Source organism: Nonomuraea sp. NPDC047529 (assembly GCF_040642995.1).
Lineage (GTDB): Bacteria > Actinomycetota > Actinomycetes > Streptosporangiales > Streptosporangiaceae > Nonomuraea.
In genome coordinates, this window is record NZ_JBEYTJ010000041.1 from 75,283 (window position 1) to 101,319 (window position 26,037).

The window sequence follows — 26,037 nt, forward strand, 5'->3', positions numbered from 1 at the left end:
CTTATCCGTGGAAGAAAGGGCGGTAGAAAAACCTCTACCTGAGCATGTTCGCAGGCAGGGCAGGATGTGGTGCGTGCGGATATCCATCCTGGGGCCGTTGGAGGTCGAGGGCGACGGAGGGCCGGTCGCGGTCGGTGGTCTCCGGCTGCGGGCGCTGCTGGCCGTGCTGGCGCTCGAAGCGGGCCGTTTGGTCACCGCCGAGCGCCTGATCGACGTGCTCTGGCCGCAGGAGCCGCCCGCCAACGCGGCCAACGCGCTGCAGACGCTGGTCAGGCGGCTGCGGGCGGCGCTCAGGCCGGACGAGGTGATCGACAGCCGCCCCGGCGGGTACGCCCTCGCGCTGCCCGCCGAACAGGTGGACGCGCTGGCGTTCCGGCGGCTGGCGGGCGAGGACCCCGAACGGGCGCTGGCGTTGTGGCGGGGGGCGGCGCTGGCGGATCTGACGTCGGTCCCGTACCTGGCCGACGTGGCGACCGCGTTGGAGCAGGAGCGGCTGGCGGCGGTCGAGGCCAGGGCCGAGCGCCTGCTGGCGGACGGGCGGCCGGTCGAGCTCACCGCCGAGGTGGCGGCGCATCCGTTGCGCGAGCGGCTGGTCGGGCTGGCCATGCGCGGGCTGGCCACGTCGGGACGGCAGGCCGAGGCGCTGGAGATGTTCGAGCGCACCCGCCACCGGCTGGCCGACGAGCTGGGCGTCGATCCGGGCGCCGAGCTGCGGGCCGCGCACCTGGCCGTGTTGTCGGCCGAATCGCCTCCGGCCGCTTGGCCCAGGAGCAGGCCCAAGGGAAACGTACGCAAGCCGCGCACCAGCTTCATCGGCCGGGAGGCCGAGCTCGCACGGCTCACCGACCTGCTCGGGCGGGACCGGCTGGTGACGCTCGTCGGCCCCGGCGGCGCGGGCAAGACCAGGCTGGCGACCGAAGCGGCCCTCCGCCTCGCCCCGGAACCCCACGGACCAGTGACGGAAGGACCCGGCACGCCCCGGACGGCCGGATGGCGCGATGGACGGCGGATCGTCGGGGAGCCCGCCGGGGAGCCCGTCGTGGAGTCCCGTGGGGGGTGGCCGGCCGGGGCGTGGATGGTGGAGCTGGGGCCCGTCAGTGAGCCGGCCGGTGTGCCCGGGGCCGTGCTCGACGCGCTCGGCCTGCGCGACGACCGTCCCGGTTACCGGCCGCCCGAGGAGGCCCGCGACGTGGTCGAGCAGGTCGCCGAGGCGCTGGGCGGGCGGCCCCTGCTCGTCGTGCTGGACAACTGCGAGCACGTGGTGACGGCGGCGGCCGTGCTGGTGGAGCGGCTGCTCGACGAGTGCCCGGCGCTGCGGGTGCTGGCCACCAGCAGGGAGCCGCTCAACGTGCCGGGCGAGCGGCTGGTGCCCCTCCTGCCGCTCGAACCGCCGCCGGTGGGGGCCGGGGCGGACGAGGCGACGGCGTACCCGTCGGTGCGGTTGCTGGTCGACCGGGCGGCGGCGGCCCGGCCGTCGTTCGCCGTGGACGAGGAGAACGCGGCGGCCGTGGTCGCGCTCTGCCGCCGGCTCGACGGCATGCCGCTGGCGATCGAGCTGGCCGCCGCCCGGCTGCGGACGATGACGCCACGCCAGCTCGCCGACCGCCTGGACGACAGGTTCAGGCTGCTGGACGGCGGAAGCCGTACCGCGCTGCCGCGCCAGCAGACGTTGAGGGCGGTCGTCGAGTGGAGCTGGGACCTGCTCGACGAGGGGGAACGTGTGCTGGCCAGGCGGCTCGGCGTGTTCGCCGACGGCGCGACCCTGGAGGCCGTCGAGGAGGTGTGCGGCGGCACGGCCGACGTGCTCGGCGCGCTGGCCGACAAGTCCCTGGTACGCGTCTCGCCCGAAGGCCGCTACTCGATGCTGGAGACCATCCGCGCCTACGCCCTGGAACGCCTGGCCGAGGCCGGCGAGACCGCCGAGTACCGCGACCGGCACGCCCTCCACCTGCTCGACCTGGCCGAACGCGCGGTGCCCGAGCTGCGTACCGCCACGCAGGTGGCGTGGATCGAGCGGCTCGCGGCCGAACGCGACGACTTCGCGGCGGCGCTGCGCTGGCTGATCGACCGGGGGGACGCCGGGCCCGCGTTGCGGCTGTGCGGGGCGCTCAACTGGTACTGGTGGATGTGCGGCTACCGGCGGGAGAGCGCGGCGTGGGCCGTGCAGGCGCTCGACCTGGCCGGGGACACGCCGCCCCCGGGGCTCGCCGCGGCGTACACGGCCTGCATGTTCGCCTACGGGATCGACATGTTCGGGACGATCAGCAACGACCGCGCGGCCATGACCGAGCTGTCGACCCGGATGGACGCGCTGGTGGAGCGGGCCGTCCAGGAGGGGCCCGTGCACCCGCTGCTGCTGATCAGCAGGGTCGTCATGGCCGCCGCGGCCGGACGGGACGAGCAGGCGGCCGCGCTGCTCGGCGAGTACGCCGGCAGCGACGACCTGTGGTTGTCGTCCGCGGCCCTGATGATCGGTGGCCGGATGCGTTCGGCGTCGGAGCGTGAACGGGAGCTGGAGCAGGCGGTCGAGGGGTTCAGGCGGCTCGGCGACCGGTGGGGGCTGAGCGAGGCGCTGCTGGGGCTGGCCGACCTGCGGGCCGAGCGCGGTGCCCCGACCGACGACCTGATCGCCGAGACCTGGTCGCTGACCAGCGAGTGGGTCAGCGACGACGAGTCGATCTCCACCCTGATCCGGCTCGCCCAGGTCCGCCTGCGGGTGGACGACCTGGACGGCGCGGGCGCCGACCTCGCCCTGGCCAGGGCCCGGGTGGGGGAGGAGACGTCCCCGTGGACGCTGGTGCTGCTCGGCCTGGGCGAGGCCGCGTACGAGACGCGGCGCGGCGACCTGGACAGGAGCCTGGCGATCTACCGGGACATGAGCGGAGCCGTGGCGGCGGCACCCCAGGTGCCGCAGCTCACGGCGATGTACCTGACGTCCTACGGCAGGGTGCTGGCCCGCGCCGGCGACCTGGAGGCCGCGCTCGCCCGGCACCGCCAGGCGCTCGACGTGCTCGGGCACGTCCGCCCGGACCGCCCGCTGCTGTCGATGACGCTGGCCGGGTTCGCGCTGGCGGCGCAGGCCGCGGGTGACCAGGAACGGGCGGCGGTGCTGTTCGGCGGCGCGTCGGCGTTCGTCCCGCAGGACACCTCGCCCGAGACCGCGCAGGGACGCGCGGCGGCCGAGAAGGCACTGGGCGAGGAGCTCTTCGGCCGCCGCTTCGCCGAGGGCGCGGCGTTGTCGCTGGACGACCTCCACTCGCTGGTCGGCGGCACCACATAGGGAGAGCGTGCCGTCCGGCCCCGGCCCCGCGAAGCGGTCTCGATCACCGGACCTTGCGGTTGTAGGCGCGCAGGGCGAAGGGCGCGAACAGGGCGAGCAGCGCGGCGGCCCAGCCGAGCGTGATCCACACGTCGGAGGCCGCCAGACCGCCCACCATGAGGCCGCGCAGGGCTCCGGCCAGGTGCGAGACGGGGTTGACGCCCATCCACCAGGTCAGCCAGCCCGGCAGGTCGGTGGCGGGGATGAAGGCGCTGCTGCCGAACGTGAGCGGCAGCAGCACGGCCGTGGCGATGCCCTGCATCGAGGCGACCGACTTGGCCACCAGCCCGATCCAGGCCGACCCCCAGCTCAGGGCCGTCACCATGAGCAGCACCAGGCCGACCCCGGCCAGCGCGCTCAGCGGATCGGTCCGCACGCGGAAGCCGACGGCGTACCCCACGGCCAGCGACATGGCGATGGTGATCAGCAGGGTCAGCAGGTCGGCCATGATCCGTCCGGCCAGCGGCGCCGATCGGGCGATCGGCATGGTCCTGAACCGGTCGAACACGCCGTTGCCGATGTCGGTGGCCAGGTTCATGCCCGTCGTGATCGTCGCCATCAGCGCGACCTGGACGAGCACGCCGGGCAGCATGTACGACACCGCCCCGGCCCGGTCACCCCCGGCCGCCCCGCCGAACAGGTAGACGAAGATGACGATCATGAAAACGGGCTGGAGCAGCAGCCCGGCGAGCTGGCCGGGGTTGTTCCTCAGCGGGATCAGGCTGCGCCAGGCGAGCGTCAGCCCTTGGGAGAGCGCGGTGGTCATGAGCTTGCTCCGGTGAGTGTGCGGAAGACGTCGTCGAGGGAGGGCAGGCGCAGGGCGTGCTCGGCCAGCACGATCCCGGCGTCGTCCAGCCTTCCGAGCAGGTCGGGTGGCGCGGCCAGGTCGTGCACGGGGACGCTGAGCAGCCCGTCCACGGCTGCCACGCCGAGGATCGAGCCGGCCTTCTCCAGGTCGTCGGCGCGCAGCGGCCGGACGTCCAGCCGGTGGCCGCCGGCCAGCGCCTTGAGCTCGGCCGGCGTGCCGCTCGCCGCCACCCGGCCGCGGTCGACCACCAGCAGGTCGTCGGCGAGCTGGTCGGCCTCCTCCAGGTACTGGGTGGTCAGCAGGACCGTCACCCCGTCCGCGACCAGCTCCCTGACGACGTCCCACAGGTCGCCGCGGGCCCGCGGGTCGAGGCCGGTGGTCGGCTCGTCCAGGAACAGGATCCGGGGCCGGCTGACCAGGCTGACCGCCAGGTCGAGCCGGCGGCGCATGCCGCCCGAGTACCCGCCGGCCGCCCGGCCCGCCGCCTCCTCCAGGCCGAACCTGGCCAGCAGCTCGGCGGCCCTGGCCCTGGCGGCCGGCCTGGACAGGCCGAGCAGGCGGCCGACGAGCACGAGGTTCTGGGTGCCGGTCAGCTTCTCGTCGACCGAGGCGTACTGGCCGGTAAGGGCGATCAGCTCGCGGACCCGGCGGGCCTGGGTGACGACGTCGTACCCGCCGACCGTGGCGTGGCCGGCGTCAGGGGCGGCGAGGGTGGCCAGGATGCGTACGGCGGTGGTCTTGCCCGCGCCGTTGGGGCCGAGCACGCCGAGCACGGTGCCGGTCCTGACCCGCAGGCCGACGCCGTCCAGCGCGGTCTTGTCGCCGTACCGCTTGACGAGCCCTTCCGCTTCGATCGCGTATGTCATGTCCCTACTGTCGAGGGGCACGCTGGCAGCGCCCTGGCAGTTACCTGTCAGCCGCCGCCAGCGGCTGGACCCGGTGCGGCACCACGGTCGACAGCGTGATGACCGTGGTGCTCCTGCGCACGCCGGGGATCGTCAGCATCTGGTCGATGACCCGCTGGATGTGCTCGTTGTCGCGGCCCGCGATGCGGCACCACACGTCGCCCGGACCGGTCACGATGCAGGCTTCGAGCAGCTCGGGGATGGACTCCAGGGTCCTGGAGATGTGCTCGCGGGCGGCCTGCTCGACCTCCAGGGTGGTGAACGCCTGCACCGGGTAGCCGAGGGCGGCGGGGGACAGGTTCGGGCCGTAGTCGGTGATCACCCCGTCCGCGGCCATCCGGTCCAGCCTGGCCTGTACGGTCCCGCGCGCCACCCCGAGCAGCCGGGCGATCTCCAGCAGCCCGCTGCGCGGCCGGTCGGCGATCAGGCGGAGGACACGCAGGTCCAGATCGTCGAGCCCGCGGCGACGTGCCGGCATATTCGCCTCCCAAAAGCCCACTCGGCTGTCAGATCGGCAGCATACGGCGAGCGGTGTTGTCAGACCCGCCGGTCGTGCGGAGACTGCGGATCTTATGGAGCACCAGTATCCGTTCGTCCCCTACCGGCCCGAACGCTACGACGCCGACGAGATGATCAAGCGCGGGGAGGAGTTCCACGCGCTGGCCGACCGGCGGCGCAGCGTGCGCTTCTTCAGCGACGAGCCGGTGCCGTACCGGTGCGTCGAGCTGGCCGTACGGGCGGCCAACACCGCGCCGTCGGGCGCGCACCAGCAGCCGTGGAAGTTCGTGGCGATCGGCGACCCCGAGACCAAGCGGCGCATCCGCGAGGCCGCCGAGGAGGAGGAGCGCCGCAACTACGAGGGCGGCCGGCTGCCGCAGGAGTGGCGCGAGGCGCTGGCGCCGCTGGAGACCACCTCCGACAAGGGCTACCTGGAGGTCGTGCCCTGGCTGGTGGTGTGCTTCGCCGAGAAGTACGGCGTGCGCCCCGGCGGCCGCAAGGTCAAGCACTACTACGTCAACGAGAGCGTGGGCATCGCCTGCGGCCTGTTCATCACCGCCCTGCACGCCATGGGCCTGTCCACGCTCACCCACACCCCCAACCCGATGGCCTTCCTCACCGACATCTGCGAACGCCCGGCCAACGAGCGGCCCTACATCCTGTTCCCCGTCGGGTACGCCGCCCCCGACGCCGAAGTGCCCGATCTTGCCAGGAAACCGCTGGAAGAGACGCTGATCCGGTTCGACGGAAAATTGGGCCTTTCCTAGGGCACTGTTCGTCTTCACTCTCGGTTCAGGCGCGGGTCAAACCCCCCAGTCCCGCGCGGGCGAGGAGGACGAGGTGAAACGCCGATTACTCACCCTGCTGGCGGTCCTGAGCATGGTCTGCCTGACCGGCATGACCGGCGCCGGGGCCGGTGCGGAGCCACCGGCGAACAAGCAGTACCGGGTCTCGGGCCCGGCCGACGCGCGGCAGCGCAGCGCCGTGGCGGCGACCGGCGCCGCCATCGAGGAGGTGGAGGCGGACTCGGTGCTGGTCACCGCCACGCCGACCGAGCTCGCGGCCATCAGACGGCTCGGCTACCGGGTGGCGGAGGCCCCGCGCCCGGCGCCCCCGTCGGCCGTCGGGGCGTTCGACTTCCCGCCGTCGGACTCCGGCTACCACAACTACGCGGAGATGACGACTGAGATCAACACCCTGGTCGCGTCGCATCCGGGGATCATGAGCCAGAGCACGTTCGGCACCTCGTACGAGGGACGGCCGATGCGCCTGGTCAAGATCAGCGACAACGTGGGCACGGACGAGGCCGAGCCCGAGGTGCTGTTCACCGCTCATCAGCACGCCCGCGAGCACCTCACGGTCGAGATGGCGCTGTACATCATGCACCTGCTGACCGACAACTACGGCACCGACCCCAGGATCACGAACCTGGTCGACACCCGCGAGATCTGGATCATGCCGGACCTCAACCCGGACGGCGGCGAGTACGACATCGCCAGCGGCACCTACCGCTCCTGGCGCAAGAACCGGCAGCCGAACTCCGGCTCCTCGGCCGTCGGCACCGACCTCAACCGCAACTGGGCCTACCAGTGGGGCTGCTGCGGCGGCTCCTCGGGCTCGACCTCCAGCGAGACCTACCGCGGCGCGAGCGGCGAGTCGGCCCCCGAGGTCAAGGCGGCGGCCGACTGGGTGCGCAGCCGGGTCGTCGGCGGTGTGCAGCAGATCAGGACGAACCTCGACTGGCACACCTACAGCGAGCTGGTCCTGTGGCCCTACGGCTTCACCTACAACGACACGGCCCCCGGGCTGACCCAGGACGACCGGGACGCCCACGCCACGCTCGGTCAGAACATGGCCGCCACCAACAACTACACACCCGAGCAGTCCAGCGACCTCTACATCACCGACGGGACGATCGACGACTGGATGTGGGGCACGTACAAGATCTTCAGCTTCACGTTCGAGATGTATCCGGTCGGCGCGAGCCCCGGCTTCTACCCGCCGGACGAGCAGATCGTCCCGCAGACCACCCGCAACAAGGAGGCCGTGCTGCGCTTCCTGGAGTACTCCGACTGCGTCTACCGGATCATCGGCAAGGAGGCCCAGTACTGCGGCACCGGCACGCCGCCGACGACGGTCTGGTCCGACACGTTCGAGACGGCGACGGGCTGGACGGTGAACCCGTCCGGGACCGACACCGCCACCACGGGCGCGTGGGAGCGCGGCGACCCCGAGGCGACCACCTCCTCGGGCGCCAAGCAGCTCGGCACCACGGTCAGCGGCACGAACGACCTGGTGACCGGCCGCCTGGCGGGAACCGCCGCCGGTGACTACGACCTCGACGGCGGCGTCAGCTCGATCCAGTCGCCGCCCATCACGCTGCCCTCGACGGGCACGCTGAGCCTGTCGTTGTCGTGGTACCTGGCGCACGGCTCGAACGCCTCCAGCGCCGACTACTTCCGGGTCCGCGTGGTCGGCGGCACCACGACCACCGTGCTTCAGCAGGCCGGCGCGGCCGCCAACCGCAATGGCGCCTGGGCCGTGGCGACGGCCGACCTCACCCCGTACGCGGGCCAGACGGTCCGCATCCTCATCGACGCGGCCGACGCCTCGGGGGCCTCCCTGGTGGAGGCCGGCGTGGACGACGTCAAGATCACTCAGCAGCCCTGACCTGACCCCAAGCGCCCCCTCGTTCCGGATCCCCGTCCGGGGCGAGGGGGCGTCGTCGTTCGCGCCGGCGCCCCGCGTTTCGGCACGTCGCGGGCCGTCACGGGATTGGGTCTTGTAAGCAATGGGTGTCAAGGCTACGATCGCGACAACTCTTAGGAAACTTTCCTAAAAGAAATCATGGATCGGATGGCCCATGACCCGCTCGCCGCCCGCATGATTCGCTTCTGAGCTGCGGAGACATCCGCTCGAACGACCCTTCTCCCACGCCCCCGGCGCTGCGGGCGTGGCCACCCCCCATTCTCTCCTGGCCGCGGGAGCGGCGGTGCCGCCCGGCCCGCACGCGTCGGCTCTGACTGCCGCTGCAAGCTCCATGAGCCCCCGTTCCACCGGCCTGCGCCGAACACCCCCCGAAAGGCCCGTGTCTCATCTCCACGGGTCCGTGCCGTACGGCTTGCGCTCTCACCCCCCGGTGCAAGCCGTACGGCACGCCAGAAGAACGGAAATCGACAGTGAGATTTCGCGCGATCTTCTTAGCGCTCGCGACCCTCGCACTGAGTCTCCTGGCCCTGCCCGCCCAAGCCGCCGCCGCCACCGCGACCTTCGTCAAGGTCGCCGACTGGGGGTCCGGCTTCGAGGGCAAGGTCACCGTCGTCAACGGCACCACCGCCTCCCTGACCTGGAACGTGCAGTTCGACGTGCCCGCCGGGTTCTCCATCCCGTCCGCCTGGGACGCGGTCATGACCAGGAGCGGCCAGCACTACACGTTCACCGCGCCGAGCTGGGCGGGGCCGCTGGCGGCCGGGGCGAGCACGAGCTTCGGCTTCAACGGCGCCCCGGGGAGCTTCCCCGGCATCACCGGCTGCACGCTGAACGGCTCCTCCTGCGGCGGCTCGACCGTCGAGGTCCCCGGCAAGCCCGGGACGGCCACCGCGACCAGCACGGACACCAGCATCGCCCTCTCCTGGGGCGCCTCCTCCGGCACGGTGACCGGTTACCGCGTCTACGAAGGCGGCGCCGTCAAGGCCACCGTCACCGGCACCACGGCGACGATCTCCGGGCTCGGGACGTGCGAGAACCACACGTACACGGTCAAGGCATACAACTCGGCGGGCGAGTCGGCCGCCGGTGACGCCGTGACCGCGACCACCACGGGCTGCGGCACCGGCGTGCCCGGCAAGGCCGGCCCGATCACCGTGACCGGCACGTCCCAGACCGGCGCCACGGCCACCTGGCCGGCGGTCGCCGGAGCCACCGGCTACAAGGTCCGCCTCAACGGCTCCCTGGTCGCCACCGTCACCGGCACCTCCTCCACCCTCTCCGGCCTGACCGCCTGCACCGCGTACTCGGTGACGGTCACCGCGACGAACGCGACCGGCGACGGCCCGCCCAGCGACGCCGCCTCCTTCACCACGCCGGGCTGCCCGACGGACCCGCTGCCCAAGCACTTCCTCACCGGCTACTGGCACAACTTCGTCAACGCCGCCACCGAGCTGAAGCTGTCGGCCGTGCCCAACGAGTACGACGTCGTCGCCGTCGCCTTCGGCGAGGCCACCTCCACCGCGGGAGAGGTCGTCTTCTCGGTCGACCCGGGCCTGTCCACCGCGCTCGGCGGCTACACCGACGCCCAGTTCAAGGCCGACGTGCAGGCGCTGCACCAGCGCGGCAAGAAGGTCATCCTGTCGGTCGGCGGCGAGGCCGGCCGCGTCCAGGTCTCCAGCGGCACGGCTGCGACGAAGTTCGCCGACACGGTGTACGCGCTGATGCAGAACTACGGCTTCGACGGCGTGGACATCGACCTGGAGAACGGCCTCAACGCCACCTACATGGGCCAGGCCCTGCGCTCGCTGCGCTCGAAGGCGGGCAGCGGCCTGATCATCATGATGGCCCCGCAGACCATCGACATGCAGTCGACCGGGATGGAGTACTTCAAGCTCGCCCTGAACATCAAGGACATCCTCACGGTCGTCAACATGCAGTACTACAACTCGGGCTCCATGCTCGGCTGCGACCAGGCCGCCGCCTACTCGCAGGGGACGGTCAACTTCATGACCGCCCTGGCCTGCATCCAGCTGGAGAACGGCCTGCGCCCCGACCAGGTGGCGCTGGGCCTGCCGGCCGGGCCCGGCGCCGCGGGTGGCGGCGTCGTCTCGCCCTCCCTCGTCAACCAGGCGCTCGACTGCCTGGCCAAGCGCACCAGTTGCGGATCCTTCGTGCCGCCGCGCGCCTACCCGGACATCCGGGGCGCGATGACCTGGTCCATCAACTGGGATGCCAGCAACAACTGGTCCTTCTCCAAGACCGTCAAGCCGCACCTTCAGGGAATGCCATGAGATTACGTAGCAGGATGATCGCCTCGGTGGCCGGCCTGGCCATCGCCCTCACGGGGGCCGGCCTCGCCACGGGCGTCCCCACCGCCTACAGCGCCGCCGCCCAGCAGCAGCTGGCCGCCGCCTGGGCCCCGTGGACGGCCTACGCCACGGGCGCGTCCGTCACCTACAACGGCGTCGACTACGTGGCCCTCCAGGGCCACACCTCCCAGCCCGGCTGGGAGCCGCCGAACGTGCCCGCGCTGTGGAAGCAGGGCAGCGGCGGCGGCGACCCCACACCGCCCTCGGTGCCCGGCAACCTCCGCTCGACCACCGTCACCTCCACCAGCGCCGGCCTGGCCTGGGACGCCTCCACCGACAACGTCGGCGTGACCGGCTACAACGTCTACCGCGGCGGCACGCAGGTCGGCACCGCGACCGGCACGACGTACACCGACAACGGGCTGACGGCCTCGACCACCTACAGCTACACCGTCCGGGCCCGCGACGCCGCGGGGAACCTGTCCGGCGTCAGCAACGCGCTCAGCGTCACCACCCCCGGCGGCAACGGCGCGCCCGGCCAGCCCGGGACGGTCACGACGACCGTGACCGACACCAGCATCGCGCTGTCGTGGGGCGCCTCCTCCGGCACGGTGACCGGGTACCGCGTCTACGAGGGCGCGACCCAGAAGGCCGACGTCACCGGGACCAGCACGACGATCTCCGGGCTGAGCGCCTGCCAGAGCCACACGTACACGGTCAAGGCGTACAACTCGGTGGGCGAGTCGGCCGGACGTGACGTCTCGGCGACCACGACCGGCTGCCCGACCGGCGGCAAGATGCCCGGCGCCCCCTACCTCTACACCGGCTGGGGCGACCCGCCCTCTCCCACCACGGTGATGAGCGCGACCGGCATCAAGTCGTTCACGATGGCGTTCATCCTGGCCAGCAACGGCTGCAACCCGGCCTGGGACGGGCAGCGCCCGCTGTCCGGCGGCCAGGACGCGCAGGCCATCTCGGCCATCAAGGCGGCCGGCGGCAGCGTGCAGGTCTCCTTCGGCGGCTGGCAGGGCAACAAGCTCGGCCCGAACTGCTCAACGCCTGAGCTGTTCGCCGGCGCGGTCCAGAAGGTCATCAACGCCGTCGGCCCGGCCGTCGTGGACTTCGACATCGAGAACACCGACGAGTTCGAGAACCTGACCGTCCAGGACCGCATCCTGAACGCCCTCAAGATCGTCAAGGCGGCCAACCCGAACGTCAAGATCGCCGTGACCTTCGGCACCGCGACCACCGGCCCGACCTACTACGGCACCCGCCTGATCAACCGCGCCAAGGAGCTGGCGGTGCCGATCGACAACTACACGATCATGCCGTTCGACTTCGGCGGCGGCGCCAACATGTACCAGAACACCGTCAACGCGGCCGAAGGTCTCAAGAACGCCCTGAAGACCGCCCAGGGCTGGACCGACGCGCAGGCGTACGCGCACATGGGCATCTCCGGCATGAACGGCCTGTCGGACCAGCAGGAGCTCACCAACCAGAGCACCTGGACCCAGATTCGCGACTACGCCAACTCCCACGGCCTGACCAGGCTCGCGTTCTGGTCGGTCAACCGCGACCGTCCCTGCCCGGGTGGCGGCGTCGCGGAGAACTGCAGCGGCATCGCCCAGGAGAACTGGGAGTTCACCAAGATCACCGCTGGTTTCTGACCCGCTGAGGCGGCCCGCCACCCCTTCGGTGGCGGGCCGCACCGGCGCGCGGTCCGCACCCCCCGAAAGGACCCGCCATGAGACCCCGCATCAGATTGCGCGGGCTGGCCGCCACGGCCCTGGCCGCGCTGGGGCTCACCGCCCTGCACGCCACCCCGGCCGCCGCCGCGAACATCCTGTCCAACCCCGGCTTCGAGTCCGGCCTGAGCGGCTGGACGTGCCCCGCCGGCGCGCAGGCCGTCACCAGCCCCGCGCACGGCGGCGCCCAGGCCCTTCAGGCCACCCCGCAGGGCTCCGACCTCGCCCGATGCCAGCAGACCGTGACCGTCAAGCCCGGCACCGCCTACCAGCTCTCCGCCTGGGCCCAGGGCTCCTACGTCTTCCTCGGCGCGACCGGCACCGGCGTCAACGCCAGCACGTGGGGCGCCCCCGGCAACCAGTGGGGCCAGCTCAAGACCTCCTTCACCACCGGCGCGAACACCACCTCCGTGACCGTGTACGTCAACGGCTGGTACGGCCAGAGCGCCTACACCGTCGACGACATCGTCCTCGACGGCCCCGGCGGCCCGCCCGACACCCAGGCGCCGACCGTCCCCGGCGGCGTGGCCGTCGGCGGCCCCACCGGCACCAGCCTCACCGTGACCTGGTCGCCCTCCACCGACGACTCCGGCTCGGTGGCCCGCTACGAGGTCTCCAGGGACGAGGCCGCCCCCGTCACCGTCACCACGACCAGCCACACCGCGACCGGCCTGACCCCGGACACCGCCTACTCCTTCCGCGTCAGGGCCTGCGACGCCGCCGGCAACTGCTCGGCCTACTCGGCCCCGGTCGGCGGCCGCACGTCCAAGGACACCGTCCCGCCCGCCGGCGACATCAGGTACGCGCCCTACATCGACATCACGATGACGAGCCCGTCCCTGGTGAGCGCGGCCGCCGCGACCGGCGTGAAGAACTACACGCTGGCCTTCGTCCTCGGCGACAGCAGCGGCTGCAACCCGGCCTGGGGCGGCACGATCCCGCTCGCCGACACCCGGATCCTCAACGACGTCAAGGCACTCCAGGCCCAGGGCGGCCAGGTGGTCGTGGCCAGCGGCGGCGCGGTCGGACCGTACCTGGAGCACGCCTGCGGCACCTCGGCGGCGCTGCTGGCCGCCTACAAGAAGGTGCTCGACACCGTCGGCACCAACCACCTGGACGTCGACGTCGAGGCGAGCATCGACGCGAGCAAGGTCAACACCGCGCTCAAGCAGCTCCAGACCGAACGCGGCACGGTGATCAGCTACACGCTGCGCGTGCAGGGCCAGGACTACGGCGTGGACCCGTTCTCGCTGCAGATCCTCCAGGACGCCGCCGCCAAGGGCCTCGACGTGATCGTCAACCCGATGCTGATGAACTTCGGCTACACCGGCAACTGGGGCGACGCGATGACCGCCGCCGCCCAGGCCACGCTCGGCCAGATGAAGGGCGTCTGGCCCGCCAAGAGCGACGCCCAGCTCAGGCGCGCGCTCGGCGTCACCCCCATGATCGGCAAGAACGACACCGGCATGACCACCACCCAGGCCGACGCCCGCAAGCTCCTGACCTGGGCCAACAGCAACCACATCGGATTCGTCGGCTTCTGGTCCGCCGCCCGCGACAACGGCGGCTGCCCCAACGGCCAGGTCTCCCCGACCTGCAGCGGGACCTCCCAGTCGCCCTACGAGTTCACGAACATCTTCAAGGGGTTCACCGGATGAGCGGCATCTTCAGGTGGCGCACCGCCGTGGCGGCGGTCGCGCTCGCCCTCGGCACGGCGGGACTGACCGCCACTCCCGCCCTGGCGGCCAACATCGCCGTCAATCCCGGTTTCGAGGACGGGCTGACCGGCTGGACCTGCAGCGTCTCCTCCGGCGCCGCCGCCGTCACCTCGCCCGTCCACGGCGGGACGAAGGCCCTGCGGGCCACCCCGGCGGGCGCCGACCTCGCCCGCTGCCAGCAGCAGATCAAGGTGCAGCCGTCGTCGTCGTACACGCTGTCGGCCTGGGTGCAGGGCGGCTACGTCTTCCTCGGCGCGACCGGCACCGGCGGCACCGACCCCCAGACCTGGGGCTCGCCCGGCTCGGCCTGGACGCAGCTGCGCACCACGTTCACCACCGGCGCCACCACCACGTCCGTGACCATCTACCTCAACTCCTGGTACGGCCAGAGCGCCTACGTCGCCGACGACGTCGTCCTGGACGGCGCACCCGGCGGCGGAGGAGGCGGCGACACCCAGGCACCCACCGTCCCCGGCAACCTGACCGTCGGCGGCGCGACGAGCAGCACGCTCACCGCCACCTGGTCGGCCTCCACCGACAACGTCGGCGTGGACCGGTACGAGGTCTCCCGCGACGGCGGCTCACCGGTCGCCGCGACCGGCACCAGCCACACCGCCACCGGCCTCAGCGCCTCCACCGCCTACCGCTTCAAGGTCCGGGCCTGCGACGCGGCCGGCAACTGCTCGGCCTACACCCCCGAGGCCACCGGCACCACCACGACCGGCGGCGGCGGGGGTGGCGGCCTGCCCAAGCGCGTCATGGTCGGCTACCTGCACGCCTCCTTCGCCAACGGCTCCGGCTACATCCGCATGGCCGACGTCCCCGCCGAGTGGGACGTCATCAACCTGGCCTTCGGCGAGCCCACCTCGGTGACCTCCGGCGACATCCGCTTCCGCCAGTGCCCGGTCGCCGAGTGCCCGAACGTCGAGCCCGAGGCCGACTTCGTCGCCGCCATCAAGGCCAAGCAGGCCCAGGGCAAGAAGGTGCTCATCTCCATCGGCGGCCAGAACGGCCAGGTGCAGCTCACCACCACGGCCGCCAGGGACAAGTTCGTCGAGTCGGTCGCGGCCATCATCGACAGGTACGGCCTCGACGGCCTCGACGTCGACTTCGAGGGCCACTCCCTCTACCTCAACCAGGGCGACACGAACCTGGCCAGCCCCACCACGCCCGTCGTCGTCAACCTGATCTCCGCGCTGCGCTCGCTCAAGAGCCGCTACGGCGCCAAGTTCGTGCTCACCATGGCGCCCGAGACGTTCTTCGTGCAGCTCGGCTACCAGTTCTACGGCCCCGGCCCGAACGGCTCGGCCGACAGCAGGGCCGCCTCCTACCTGCCGGTCATCCACGCCCTGCGCGACGACCTCACCCTGCTGCACGTGCAGGACTACAACTCCGGCCCGATCACCGGCCTGGACAACCAGTACCACACGATGGGCGGCGCCGACTTCCACGTCGCCATGACGGACATGCTGCTGGCCGGCTTCCCGATCATGGGCAACGCCGGCAACGTGTTCCCGCCGCTGCGCCAGGACCAGGTTGCCATCGGACTGCCCGCCTCGCCCAACGCGGGCAACGGGTTCACCACCGTCGCCGAGGTCCAGAAGGCGTTCGACTGCCTGGCCAAGGGCAGCAACTGCGGCTCCTACCGGCCACGCGGGGTCTACCCGAACCTGCGCGGCCTGATGACCTGGTCGATCAACTGGGACAGGTACAACGCCTTCGAGTTCTCACGGAACCACCGGGCCTATCTCAACGGCCTGTGAACGGCCGGACGAGCTGGGTGGGCTTGAGCGGCACCCCCAACCCCGGCGGACGGTAGGTCGGCAGCGCCTCGCCGTACTCGTGCATCCAGGCGTGGTCGACCAGCAGGCGCATGCGCCCGTCCGCCGGCGTGCCGTCCGGGTCCGCCCGGGACGTCCGCCCGGCCAGCCTGGTGACCGCCTCGGCCACCAGGCCCGCGTCCGGCGGCGCCAGGTCGCACTGCTCGTCGGGGCCGATGAGCAGGTCGACCTCCGGCGGCAGCGGGTAGATCGGCCGGGGGATGGCCAGCACGCGCGGCGAAGGGGCCATCGGCCACCCGTCGCGCACCGCCTCCAGCAGCACCGAACGCGACGTGCGGCGCGCGAACAGGCCCTCGCACAGAGCCCAGCTCAGCGCGCCCACGTCCGCGCGGTCCTCGCCGCAGGCGTGCAGGCACAGGTACGGCACCAGCGGGATCCCCGCCCCGCCCGCCGGCTGCGCCCACCCGCTGCCGCACCCGGTCAGCACCAGCAGCGCCAGCATCGCCCGGTAGGCGGTGTCGGCGTGCGGCGTCTCCAGCCGTCCCGGCACGATCATGCACCGCCCGCCGGTCTTCTCCGCCGTCACGCCCAGCTCCCGCGCCGTCTTCACGGTCCGCGAGGCGGCCACCCCGGTGTAGATCTCCTGCCAGCCCGGCGTGTACGGCTCCCGGTCCCCGTACCCCTGCGGCCACACCCCCGGCAGCCCGTCCCGCGCCACGCCGTAGGCGGCCAGCAGCAGGTCGAACACCGTGGTCACCAGCTCGCCGCCGTCCCGGACGACCGGCACGCCGCGCCGCAGCACGCCCGGCCCGAAGTCGAAGCGCGGCAGCAGCACCTGCACCGCCTCGCCGCCGTACAGGCTGAGCCGGTCGCAGGCCCGGCCGAGCAGCCCGCCCGGCACGTACGCGTCCTCACGCTCCCGCAGCCGCACCAGGAACGGCAGGTCCGTGTGCTCCATCGCGTGCGCGGCGAACGGCGGCCGGTCGAGGAAGAACTCCTTCAGCAGCACGTGTCCCATCGCCATGGCCAGCGCGCCGTCCGTGCCCGGCCGCACGACCAGCGTCTCGTCCGACAGCCGGGTCGGATGGGTGCCGATCGCCACCACCTTCTGGCCCTTGTACCGCCCGGCGATCACCCAGGGCGTGTCCGCCGTCCGGGCCAGCCGGTTGTTCTCGCCCCACAGCAGCACGTACGCCGCCCGCGCCCAGTCCTCGGCCCCCGGCCCCGTGAACCGCGGCCCGAGCACCTGCTCCGACGCGCACGGATGCTCGGTCAGCAGCGCGCCGCCCAGCCCGTCCACCAGCCCGGCCAGCGGAGACGTGGCCAGCGCCGCCACCCGGTCCGCACCGTGCTCGGACGCGGTGTGCACAATCGCCGCCGCCGCCAGCTCGGCCGCCGTGGCGTCGTCCAGCGGGACGCGCCGTTCGCCACGCCGGGCGCGGTAGACCTGAGAGTTCCCTGTGAGTTTCGCCCAGGCCGCGACCGGGTCACGGACCCCGTCCCTCACCTCGAAATAGAGCCTGACCAGTGCCTGGTTGACCTGCGATCCCCCCATGGAAAAAGTTCAACACAGACAGTCATGTTCTATCGCGTTACGTGTCCGCATGTCGGGGATAAGAATTGGAAGCCCTGGTGGCGGCACTCAGATTGTTACGGCAGGCTAGGGGCCGCCATGGATTACGCAGTTCTCACGGGGATAGTCCTCGTCGCCGGTGTCGTGTTCGCCCTCGTCGCGCAGTGGCGCGACTGGAGACCGCCCCTCTGGGCCGCCGTCCTCGTCGGCATCGCCGTCCGGGTGCTGATCATGTACACCTCCGCGATCGACTCATGGCAACCCGTCGACTTCATGGAGAGCTTCAAGCCCGCCGGCGAGGCGGTGCTCCAGGGCAAGGACCCGGTCCTGGCCAGCGAGGGCGGCTGGCACTTCCTGCCGACCATCCCCTACGTCTACGGCATCCTGCTGTGGCTCGGCATCCCCTGGGAGTACGCCGGCCGCCTGGTCACCGTGGTCGCCGACATCGTGCTGATCCCGCTGGTCGCCAAGCTGGCCGGCGGCCCCAAGGCGTCCCTGCGCGCCCTCCAGTACGCGCTCAACCCGCTGGCCCTGCTCATCGCCAGCGTCCACGGCCAGGTCGAGCCGGTCGCGCTCGTGTTCGGCGTGGCCGCGTTCGTGGTCGCCCGCGGCCCCGGCGCCCCCGACCGTCCCGGCCTCACCACCGACGTCGTCGCCAGGGTGCGCCAGGGCATGGCCGCCTACGGCGTCGGCACCTCGGTGCGCAGGGTGCTCGGCCGCGGCGGCATGCTGCGCCGCGCCCTCATGCCCGGCTCCGGCGACCGGGCCGACCTGCGGCGCGCCCTGCTGGCCGGGCTGCTGATGGGCCTCGCGCTGTGCGCCAAGAGCTGGCCGATCTGGCTGATCCCCGGCATGCTGCTGCTCCTGCCCCACCTGCGGGCCAGGATCGCCGCGCTCGTCGTCACCGGCCTGGTCCCGGTGTTCTTCCTGGTCACCTCGCCGATCTTCGCGGGCACCACGCTCGACCAGATCCCCGCAGTCATCCGTACGATCCAGGACATCCGCCCGATCGTCGGCGAATGGGGCTACACGCCGTGGTTCACCGGCGGCGACTGGGCCCTGATGCCGGAGCTGGCCTCGTTCGGCACGAAGCTCATCTACGGCAGCGTCATCGTCGTCCTGCTGCTGTGGCGGCGGGCCGACCCGATCGACCTGACCACGGCCATCCTGCTCGTCTTCATGGTCATGACGCCCCGCCTCGGCGCCCAGTACCTGCTGTGGTTCATGCCGTTCCTGGTGGCCAGGCCGACCAGGTGGGCCTGGCCGGCCATCGTCGGCGTCTCCTTCTGGGCCGCCTACGGCTACCTGTACATGACGCAGTTCAGCACCAACGACTGGTGGTTCCTCCACCGCGACTGGTCGCGGGCCTCCATCGTGCTGCTGCCGGTGCTGCTGCTGGCCATGCCCTGGAACCGTCGTGTGTCGACGGCCCAGGACAGGGTCGCCACGGTCCCGCCGAGGATCACCTCAACGGCGGTTTAGCCGCCGCCACACGGCCACCCACTGGTCCGGGTGCACGTGGCCCACGACGGCGTCGCGGGCCACGCCCGCCTCGCCGAGCGCCGCGTCCACCCCTCGGTGGCGCGTACGCAGGGAGGCGCGCACCGAGCCGCCGACCCCGCCGAAGCCCAGCTCCACCAGCTCCAGGTAGCCGGCACGATCGCTCACCAGCGGCTCGGGCCGCCGCTGCACGCGCAGGATCGCCGAGTCCACCGACGGCACGGGACGGAAGCTCTCCCTGCCGATCGTGTCGCCGAGCCGCCAGTCGAACCACGGCCACGACGACACCGTGACCAGGCTCCACCGGCCGTAGTCGCCGGTGCGCTTGCGCGCGTACTCCCGCTGCGTGAGCAACGTCGCCGAGGTCAGCTCCCGCGCCCGCAGGCACCAGTCGACGATCCTCGACGTGATCGAGTACGGGATGTTGCCCACGACCGCGAACGGCTCACGCGGCGCCCGCGCGGCCGTGAAGTCACCCCTGACCACCTCGATCCGGGGATTGTCGCGCGTGAGCGAGGCCAGCCGCCCGGCGAGCCGGGGGTCGAGCTCGTACCCGATCACGTGCGCCCCGGCCTCGGCCAGCGCCAGCGTGAGCGCGCCCGGCCCCGAGCCGGGTTCGAGCACCAGCCCCTCGGGCGCCGCCGCCTTGACCATCAGGTCCACGGCGTGCCGGTCGGCCAGGAAGTTCTGCGAGAGCTCACGCCTGAGCCGGTCGGTGGGCGTGCGACCGGCGCCCCCGCCGTTCCTGACGTTCTTCTGGGTGTGTGAATAGTTTCCGTGCGCGAAGTTCTGCGCCACAGCACTGCCCTTTCGGGTCCTCGAGATGAACAGGTCTCGAAGGGCCCTGGGCGCGCCGGCGGACGCGCGGTGTCAGTCGTCCGCTAGCGGGCCAGAGCCCGGCCGTGGCGGATGCGGATGAACACGGTGCAGAACGCCGTGCAGAACGTGGAATGCATGGCGCCGACAGTAGGCCGGTCCGCGCCACCAGGGCAAACGAATAAATGTGATGCGGCGCCGCGCCCGGTTCGTCACCCTGGGACGCATGCAGGCAACGGTCACGGTCACCCCGGCGCAGCTCCCGGAGGTGCTGCTGCACGTCGCCGTCGTCCGTCCCGTCTTCCTGTGGGGCGCCCCCGGCATCGGCAAGAGCTCGCTGGTACGCGAGTTCGCCGCCTCGCTCGGCCTGGATTGCGTGACCCTGCTCGGCACCCAGCTCGCCCCCGAGGACCTGATCGGCGTGCCCGAGCTGGTCGGCGGGCGCAGCCGGTTCGCGCCCCCGGAGTCGATCGCCCGCGACGAGCCCTACTGCCTGTTCCTCGACGAGCTCAACGCCTCCGCGCCCGAGGTGCAGAAGGCGTTCTACTCGCTGATCCTCGACCACCGCATCGGCGCGTACGAGCTGCCCCCCGGCTCGGTCGTGATCGGCGCCGGCAACCGGGCCACCGACAACGCGCTGGCCCGCCCGATGGCCTCGGCCCTGATCAACCGCCTCGTCCACGTGCACCTGCGCGCCTCGGCCGACGACTGGCTGAAGTGGGCGGCGGACGCCGGCATCCACCCGTGGATCGTCGACTACCTCGTCCAGCGCCCCGACCACCTGTGGAGCCCGCCGCCCAAGACCGAGGAGCCGTTCTCCTCGCCGCGCGCCTGGCACATGCTCTCCGACGTGCTCACCTCCTACGGCGACGACGTCGGCGACGACACGATCGCGATGCTCGCCTTCGGCACCCTCACCACCGCCCACGCCTCGGCCTTCCGCGCCTACGTCAAGACCGTCCGGCACGCCTACGACCTCGACGCCGTGCTCAAGGGCGAGGCGCCCTGGCCGCGCCGCCCCGAGGAGCGCGACCTGCTCTACTTCCTGGCCGAGACCTTCCGCGCCCGCCTGATCAAGGAGCTGCCCGCCGACAAGCGCGGCGCCTCCGCCCGCGGCCGCGACCTGGGCTTCCGTGCCAAGACGCTGCTCGTCGAGCTGGCCGAGATCTCCCTCGAATGCGCCCAGCTCGTCATCGCCAACGACGCGGACGGCGCGCCCGCGCTGCCCACGTGGTTCCTCGTCGAGATCGGCAGGGACGTGCCCCGGCTCATGGCGGCCCGCTCGTGAGCCGCCACAAGCCCAAGGTCGACCCCTGGCGGGCCGAGGTCATGAACGGCTGGGCCGCCGTCAAGCGCCACCCGATGTTCGCCGGCTTCCGCAACACCCTGCTGGAGGACGCCGACTGCCGGCTGTCACCCGAGACGTGGGCGGTCGTCGGCGACGACGGCGACGTCACCTTCCACTCCAAGCGCCGCGCCCCCGCCGAGGAGTGGGCGTGGGTCTTCGCCCACCTGCTGCTCCACCTGGGCTTCGGCCACGCCGACCCGCGCGTCTGCGCGCCCAAGGACGTCGACGGCCACCTGCCCGAGCCCGCCTACCACGCCGCCTGCTGCGTGGCGGTCGATCGTTTCCTCCGCACGGTCAAGATCGGACGTTGCCCCGCGCCGCTGCCCGACGAGCTGCCCGAGGAGGACGAGGTCACGCTGTCCGAACGATGGCGCAGGATCGGCGTCCCGCCCCGCTTCCAGCCGCTCGGCCTGCCCGACTTCCACGTCGGCACCGAGGAGGACGCCGCGCACTTCGACTTCCAGCGCGCGTTCGCGATCGGCATCGCCTGGTCCGCCACGTCCGCGCTCGACCGCGTGGGCGCGCCGCGCACCCCCGCCGAAGGCCACGTCAAGGGCCCCTGGGACAACGCGCTGCGCTGGTTCATGTCGTCGTACCCGCTGCTCGGCGCGCTGGCCGCGGGCATGAAGATCGTCTCGGACGCCGAGCTGGCCAGGGCCTGGGACATCGCGATCGCCGCGGTCAGCGCCGAGGCGGGCGAGATCTACGTCAACCCGCTGGCCGCGCACACCGAGCACGAATGGCGTTTCGTGCTGGCCCACGAGATGCTGCACGCCGCCCTGCGGCACGGCGAACGGGTCGGCATGCGCGACCCGTACCTGTGGAACGTCGCCTGCGACTACGTGATCAATGGCTGGCTGGTCGAGATGGGCGTCGGCGAGATGCCCGAAGGGCTGCTGTTCGACCAGTCGCTCGGCGCGATGTCCGCCGAGGCCGTCTACGACCGGATCGCCGGAGACCTGCGGCGCATGCGCAAGCTGGCCACCCTGCGCGGCCAGGGCGCCGGCGACGTGCTCGACCGCCCACCCCGCCAGGCCCACGACTACGTCGACCTCGACGACTACTACCGCAACGCCCTGTCCACCGGCCTGGCCTACCACCACTCCGGCGGACGCGGCCTGCTGCCCGCCGGGCTCGAACAGGAGATCCGCGCGCTCGACCAGCCGCCCCTGCCCTGGGACGCCCAGCTCGCCCGCTGGTTCGACGAGCACTTCCAGCCCGAGGAGACGCGCCGCTCGTACGCCCGCGCCTCCCGCCGCCAGGCCTCCAGCCCCGGCATCCCGCGCCCCGGCCGGGTACGGCCCGAGGAGGTCGTGCGGAAGAAGACGTTCGGCGTCGTGCTCGACACCTCCGGCTCCATGGACGTCAGGCTGCTCGGCAAGGCGCTCGGCGCCATCGCCTCCTACGCCGCCGCCCGCGACGTGCCGCGGGCCAGGGTCGTCTTCTGCGACGCCATGGCCTACGACGCCGGCTACCTGCCGGTCGAGGAGATCGCCGGCCGGGTCAGGGTACGCGGCCGGGGCGGCACGATCCTCCAGCCCGGCGTCAAGCTGCTCGAACGCGCCGACGACTTCCCGCCGGACGGCCCGATCCTGCTGATCACCGACGGCCAGTGCGACGTGCTGCGCATCCGCCGCGAGCACGCCTTCCTCGTGCCGCAGGGCGCGCCGCTGCCCTTCCGGCCGCGCGGCCCGGTCTTCCACATGAAGTGACCCCGGCGTGTCCGATTCCTACAAGAGCCCGTCCCGCCCGGTCGGGTAGCTTCGCCAAGGCAAGCGCCCAACGACGGAGGACGACATGGACACACTTGACCGGGCAGCACACTTCCTCCGCCTGCACGGCAGGCTGATCGACCGGCTGCGGTTCGAGGCCCTGTTCGCCTCCGGCTCCCGCGACCGCGTGCTCGACGCCCTGCGCTGCCACCAGAACGCCGACGGCGGCTTCGGCAACGCCCTTGAGCCCGACCTGCGCGGCGCCGGCAGCCAGCCGCAGCCGGTCGAGGTCGCCTTCTGGATCCTCGACGAGCTCGACGCCTTCGACTCCCCGATGGTCGCCGCCGCCTGCGACTACCTGGTCGGCATCACGGCCGCCGGGGGAGGGGTGCCGTTCGTGCTGCCGTCCGTCCGCGACACGCCGCGCGCGCCCTGGTGGCAGACCGACGACGACCCGCCCGGCAACCTCAACCCCACCGCCGCGCTCGCCGGGCTCCTGCACAAGCACGGCGTCACCCACCCCTGGCTCGGGCCCGCGACCGACTTCTGCTGGTCACGCATCGCCACGCTCACGCAGACCACCTCGTACGAGGCCCGCGCCCTCCTCGTGTTCCTCGAACACGTCCCCGACCGGGAACGGGCGCTGGCCGAGTTCGCCCGCCTGCGCGAGGCCGTCCTGGCCACGGTCACCTTCGACACCCACGCCGACGGCGCGGTGCACTATCCGCTCGACCTCGCCCCCACGCCGTCGGCCCTGCCCCTCTTCGACGCCGCCATCCTCGACGTCCACCTCGACGCCCTGGCCGACGGGCAGGACGAGGAAGGCGGCTGGTACCCGAACTGGGCCGTCTGGACCCCGATCGTGGCGCACGAATGGGCGGGCTACCTGACCGTCCAGCACCTGAAGACCCTGCGCGCGTACGGCCGCCTGCCCGCCTGAACCGGTTCTGTCGGTGGCGTCGCATACGTTGGACGCATGTACGCGGAACGACACCCGGGCGACGACCTCGCCGGCCGTGTCGTGTGCGTGTGGCAGCAGGTCAGCGAGGGCGACACCACGCAACTCGTGGTGCCCGACGCCTGCGTCGACCTCATCTGGGGCCCCGGCGGCCTCTTCGTGGCCGGCCCCGACACCGGGCCGGTGCCGACCCCGATGGCGGCGGGTGACACCTTCGTCGGAGTCCGCTTCCGGCCGGGTGCGGTGGGGGCCGTCTTCGGCGTCCCGGTCCACGAGCTCCTCGACCGCCGCGTCCCCCTGCCCGACCTCCCCGCCCTCACCGTCCTGACCGACCCGACCCTCGCCCAGCCCTTCGCGTCGGATCCGGCCTTCGCACCTGAGTCGGCTCTCGCACCGGGCCCGGCGCTCGCGTCCGTTGGAGCGGGGCTCGCGTCCGACGCCTTCGCACCTGGCGGCGCGGCCTTCGAGCCCGCCGGGGCCGCCTCCCGCCGGGAGGGTGCACCGACCGCCTCGTGGAGGGCCCGTACCGATACCGACCCCGCCGGCATGGCGGCGCGCCTGGCCGCCATGCGCGCCGCCGTCGCGGCCCGCCTGCGCGAGGCCCCCGACCCCGACCCGGCCGCGCCCGCCATCGCCAGGGCGCTGCGCATGGGCCGCAGCGTGCGCGACGTCGCCTGGACCCTCGGCCTCAGCGAACGCCAGCTCCACCGCCGCAGCGTCGCCTCCTTCGGCTACTCGCCCAAGACCCTCCAGCGCATCGTCCGCTTCCAGCGCGCGCTCACCCTGGCCCGCGCGGGCGTGCCACCGGCGGAGGTGGCGGTCCGCGCCGGCTACGCCGACCAGGCCCACCTGTCCCACGACGTGAAGCGGCTGAGCGGCGTCCCGCTGGGCCGCCTGGTCTCACCCGTTCGGCATCTTCCCTGACACCAGCGCCTGCGCCCACTTCGCGCTCGGATCGCTGTCGATCAGCAACGCCCGCGTCAGAAGACTGAGCGGAATCGCCAGGATCGCGCCGAGCGGCCCCAGCATGAACGTCCACACGATCAGCGACAGGAACGTCATCGTGGTCGAGAGCCCCACCGCGTCCCCCAGGAACTTGGGCATGATGAACGACTGCGTGACCACGTTGATGACGATGTACGCCACGACGACCAGCACCATCGTCTTCACACCGCCGTGCAGGAGCGCCAGCAGCGCGGGTGGCAGCAGCCCGATGACGAACCCGATGTTCGGGATGTAGTTCGCGATCAACGCCAGCACCCCCCACAACAGCGGCAACGGCACGTCCAGCAACGACAGCACGATGACGTCGAGAACGGCGTCGATCAGCCCGAACACGGTCGAGACGATGAGATACCGCCGTGTCTTGTGCGCGAACGTCGCCAGCGCCGTCACCAGTTGCGGCCTGTTCCCCTCCCCGGTGGTGAGGATCCGCGCCGTCGCCGGTGCGTCGAGGCACATCGCCAGCAGCAGCACCACGATGAGGAACAGACTCGACAGCACGCCGATCAGGCTGCCGAGCAGGCTCTGCGCCAGCCCCAGCATCCTGCCGGGATCGAGCGCCCGCACCGCCCGGCCCAGCACGTCGTTGCCCAGACCGTGCGTGCCGGCCCAGTGCTCCGACGCGGCCAGCAGCTCCTCGAACTGCTTGGCGTACGTCGGCAGCAGTGACGCGAGCTGGGTGGCGGAGATCGTCAGGATGCCCACCATGCCGAGCAGCACCAGCACCACGATCAGGAACGGCACTGCCACCTGGACCCAAATGGGCGCCCGCCGGGCCGCCAGCCAACTGCGGACCGGGGCGACGGCGATGACCAGCACGAGCGCCAGCACGACAGGCCCGACGATGGAATTGATCTCGCGAAGTCCGAAAAGGGCGATCACCGCGCCGGCGATGCCCACCAGGAGGATGAGTGCTCTCGGCACGGCTTGATCTCGCACGCCGGAATACCTACCCACCATGCCTTGTCGGCGAGGGGCGGGCCGCCGATTTGACGGTTCCGGGAGCCGTACATAGAGTTCACCAGTCCCACGAGGACGGCGTTGATCGTCGGCCTCACTCGGGGGCCACCTCCAGACACTGCCACTCCGGCGGACGTCCGCGTCCACGGAAGGTCGATTCGACAAGAATCGGGCCTGGGAGTAAGTTAGAGGGGTTGTCCCGGAAACGGGGCGCGACTTAATTACCGCAGGTCGAGCAAGTCCGGTCAATTTGACAGAGACTTGAACGGCTGAAAGAATTAAGACACAACGAAAGAACGCAAGACGAAATGAACGCCTCTGAACGAGGATCCGGGAACGGGTTCTGGTGAGGAAGTACGCGTCCGTTTCTTGAGAA

General features: G+C 71.9%; 18 protein-coding genes. 12 read left to right on the top strand and 6 right to left on the bottom strand.

Features of this window, described 5'->3' with window-relative positions:
• The first annotated feature begins 73 nt into the window (after positions 1-73).
• Positions 74-3,280, top strand: a complete 3,207-nt coding sequence (locus tag ABZ815_RS42675) for a BTAD domain-containing putative transcriptional regulator (RefSeq protein ID WP_357707206.1) — start codon at positions 74-76, stop codon at positions 3,278-3,280.
• A 43-nt stretch (positions 3,281-3,323) separates the two neighbouring features.
• Here ABZ815_RS42675 and ABZ815_RS42680 read toward each other — a convergent pair whose 3' ends face one another.
• The 3 genes from ABZ815_RS42680 to ABZ815_RS42690 are packed head-to-tail and all read right to left on the bottom strand — an operon-like array spanning position 3,324 to position 5,510.
• Entirely contained in the window at positions 3,324-4,085 is a 762-nt protein-coding gene (locus ABZ815_RS42680; protein WP_357707208.1) for an ABC transporter permease, read from the bottom strand.
• Positions 4,082-4,993, bottom strand: a complete 912-nt coding sequence (locus tag ABZ815_RS42685) for an ATP-binding cassette domain-containing protein (RefSeq protein WP_357707210.1) — start codon at positions 4,991-4,993, stop codon at positions 4,082-4,084. The genes ABZ815_RS42680 and ABZ815_RS42685 overlap by 4 nt, the downstream gene beginning before the upstream one ends.
• A 40-nt stretch (positions 4,994-5,033) precedes the next feature.
• A complete protein-coding gene (locus ABZ815_RS42690; protein ID WP_357707211.1) occupies positions 5,034-5,510 on the bottom strand; it encodes an Lrp/AsnC family transcriptional regulator in 477 nt (158 codons plus the stop codon).
• Between the two features lie 94 nt (positions 5,511-5,604).
• Between ABZ815_RS42690 and ABZ815_RS42695 the strand changes: the two genes are divergently transcribed.
• The 6 genes from ABZ815_RS42695 to ABZ815_RS42720 all read left to right on the top strand — a co-directional run bounded on the left by ABZ815_RS42695 (position 5,605) and on the right by ABZ815_RS42720 (position 15,774).
• Positions 5,605-6,297, top strand: a complete 693-nt coding sequence (locus tag ABZ815_RS42695; RefSeq protein WP_357707212.1) for a nitroreductase family protein — start codon at positions 5,605-5,607, stop codon at positions 6,295-6,297.
• 73 nt (positions 6,298-6,370) lie between these two features.
• Positions 6,371-8,200 carry a M14 family zinc carboxypeptidase gene (locus ABZ815_RS42700; RefSeq protein ID WP_357707213.1) on the top strand — a complete coding sequence of 610 codons (1,830 nt, stop codon included), beginning with the start codon at positions 6,371-6,373 and terminating at the stop codon, positions 8,198-8,200.
• Positions 8,201-8,709: 509 nt separating this feature from the next.
• Entirely contained in the window at positions 8,710-10,530 is a 1,821-nt protein-coding gene (locus tag ABZ815_RS42705; RefSeq protein ID WP_357707214.1) for a glycosyl hydrolase family 18 protein, read from the top strand.
• Positions 10,527-12,215 carry a carbohydrate-binding protein gene (locus ABZ815_RS42710; RefSeq protein ID WP_357707216.1) on the top strand — a complete coding sequence of 563 codons (1,689 nt, stop codon included), beginning with the start codon at positions 10,527-10,529 and terminating at the stop codon, positions 12,213-12,215. Before ABZ815_RS42705 ends, ABZ815_RS42710 begins: the two co-directional genes overlap by 4 nt.
• Positions 12,216-12,292: 77 nt before the next feature.
• Positions 12,293-13,951, top strand: a complete 1,659-nt coding sequence (locus ABZ815_RS42715) for a carbohydrate binding domain-containing protein (protein ID WP_357707217.1) — start codon at positions 12,293-12,295, stop codon at positions 13,949-13,951.
• A complete protein-coding gene (locus ABZ815_RS42720; protein ID WP_357707219.1) occupies positions 13,948-15,774 on the top strand; it encodes a glycoside hydrolase family 18 protein in 1,827 nt (608 codons plus the stop codon). Before ABZ815_RS42715 ends, ABZ815_RS42720 begins: the two co-directional genes overlap by 4 nt.
• On the opposite strand, the gene ABZ815_RS42725 is transcribed toward ABZ815_RS42720, so the two are convergent.
• Positions 15,761-17,347: a molybdopterin-dependent oxidoreductase gene (locus tag ABZ815_RS42725; RefSeq protein ID WP_357707221.1), complete on the bottom strand. Its 1,587-nt coding sequence runs from the start codon at positions 17,345-17,347 to the stop codon at positions 15,761-15,763. The genes ABZ815_RS42720 and ABZ815_RS42725 overlap by 14 nt on opposite strands.
• Positions 17,348-17,464: 117 nt before the next feature.
• Here ABZ815_RS42725 and ABZ815_RS42730 point away from each other — a divergent pair, with 117 nt between their 5' ends.
• A complete protein-coding gene (locus tag ABZ815_RS42730) occupies positions 17,465-18,847 on the top strand; it encodes a hypothetical protein (RefSeq protein WP_357707223.1) in 1,383 nt (460 codons plus the stop codon).
• Here ABZ815_RS42730 and erm read toward each other — a convergent pair.
• Positions 18,833-19,663, bottom strand: coding sequence for an ErmE/ErmH/ErmO/ErmR family 23S rRNA (adenine(2058)-N(6))-methyltransferase (gene erm / locus ABZ815_RS42735; RefSeq protein WP_357707225.1), 831 nt, complete (start codon positions 19,661-19,663; stop codon positions 18,833-18,835). The two genes, ABZ815_RS42730 and erm, sit on opposite strands and share 15 nt — an antisense overlap.
• A 244-nt stretch (positions 19,664-19,907) precedes the next feature.
• Here erm and ABZ815_RS42740 point away from each other — a divergent pair, with 244 nt between their 5' ends.
• The 4 genes from ABZ815_RS42740 to ABZ815_RS42755 all read left to right on the top strand — a co-directional run bounded on the left by ABZ815_RS42740 (position 19,908) and on the right by ABZ815_RS42755 (position 24,623).
• On the top strand, positions 19,908-20,969 hold the full coding sequence (locus ABZ815_RS42740) for a MoxR family ATPase (RefSeq protein ID WP_357707227.1): 1,062 nt from the start codon (positions 19,908-19,910) through the stop codon (positions 20,967-20,969).
• Complete coding sequence (locus tag ABZ815_RS42745) at positions 20,966-22,741, top strand: hypothetical protein (protein WP_357707228.1); 1,776 nt, start codon at positions 20,966-20,968, stop codon at positions 22,739-22,741. The genes ABZ815_RS42740 and ABZ815_RS42745 overlap by 4 nt, the downstream gene beginning before the upstream one ends.
• An 85-nt stretch (positions 22,742-22,826) precedes the next feature.
• On the top strand, positions 22,827-23,681 hold the full coding sequence (locus ABZ815_RS42750; protein WP_357707229.1) for a hypothetical protein: 855 nt from the start codon (positions 22,827-22,829) through the stop codon (positions 23,679-23,681).
• 36 nt (positions 23,682-23,717) lie between these two features.
• Entirely contained in the window at positions 23,718-24,623 is a 906-nt protein-coding gene (locus ABZ815_RS42755; RefSeq protein WP_357707231.1) for a helix-turn-helix transcriptional regulator, read from the top strand.
• Here the strand turns inward: ABZ815_RS42755 and ABZ815_RS42760 are convergent.
• Positions 24,600-25,625 carry an AI-2E family transporter gene (locus ABZ815_RS42760; RefSeq protein ID WP_357707233.1) on the bottom strand — a complete coding sequence of 342 codons (1,026 nt, stop codon included), beginning with the start codon at positions 25,623-25,625 and terminating at the stop codon, positions 24,600-24,602. The genes ABZ815_RS42755 and ABZ815_RS42760 overlap by 24 nt on opposite strands.
• Positions 25,626-26,037: the final 412 nt, after the last annotated feature.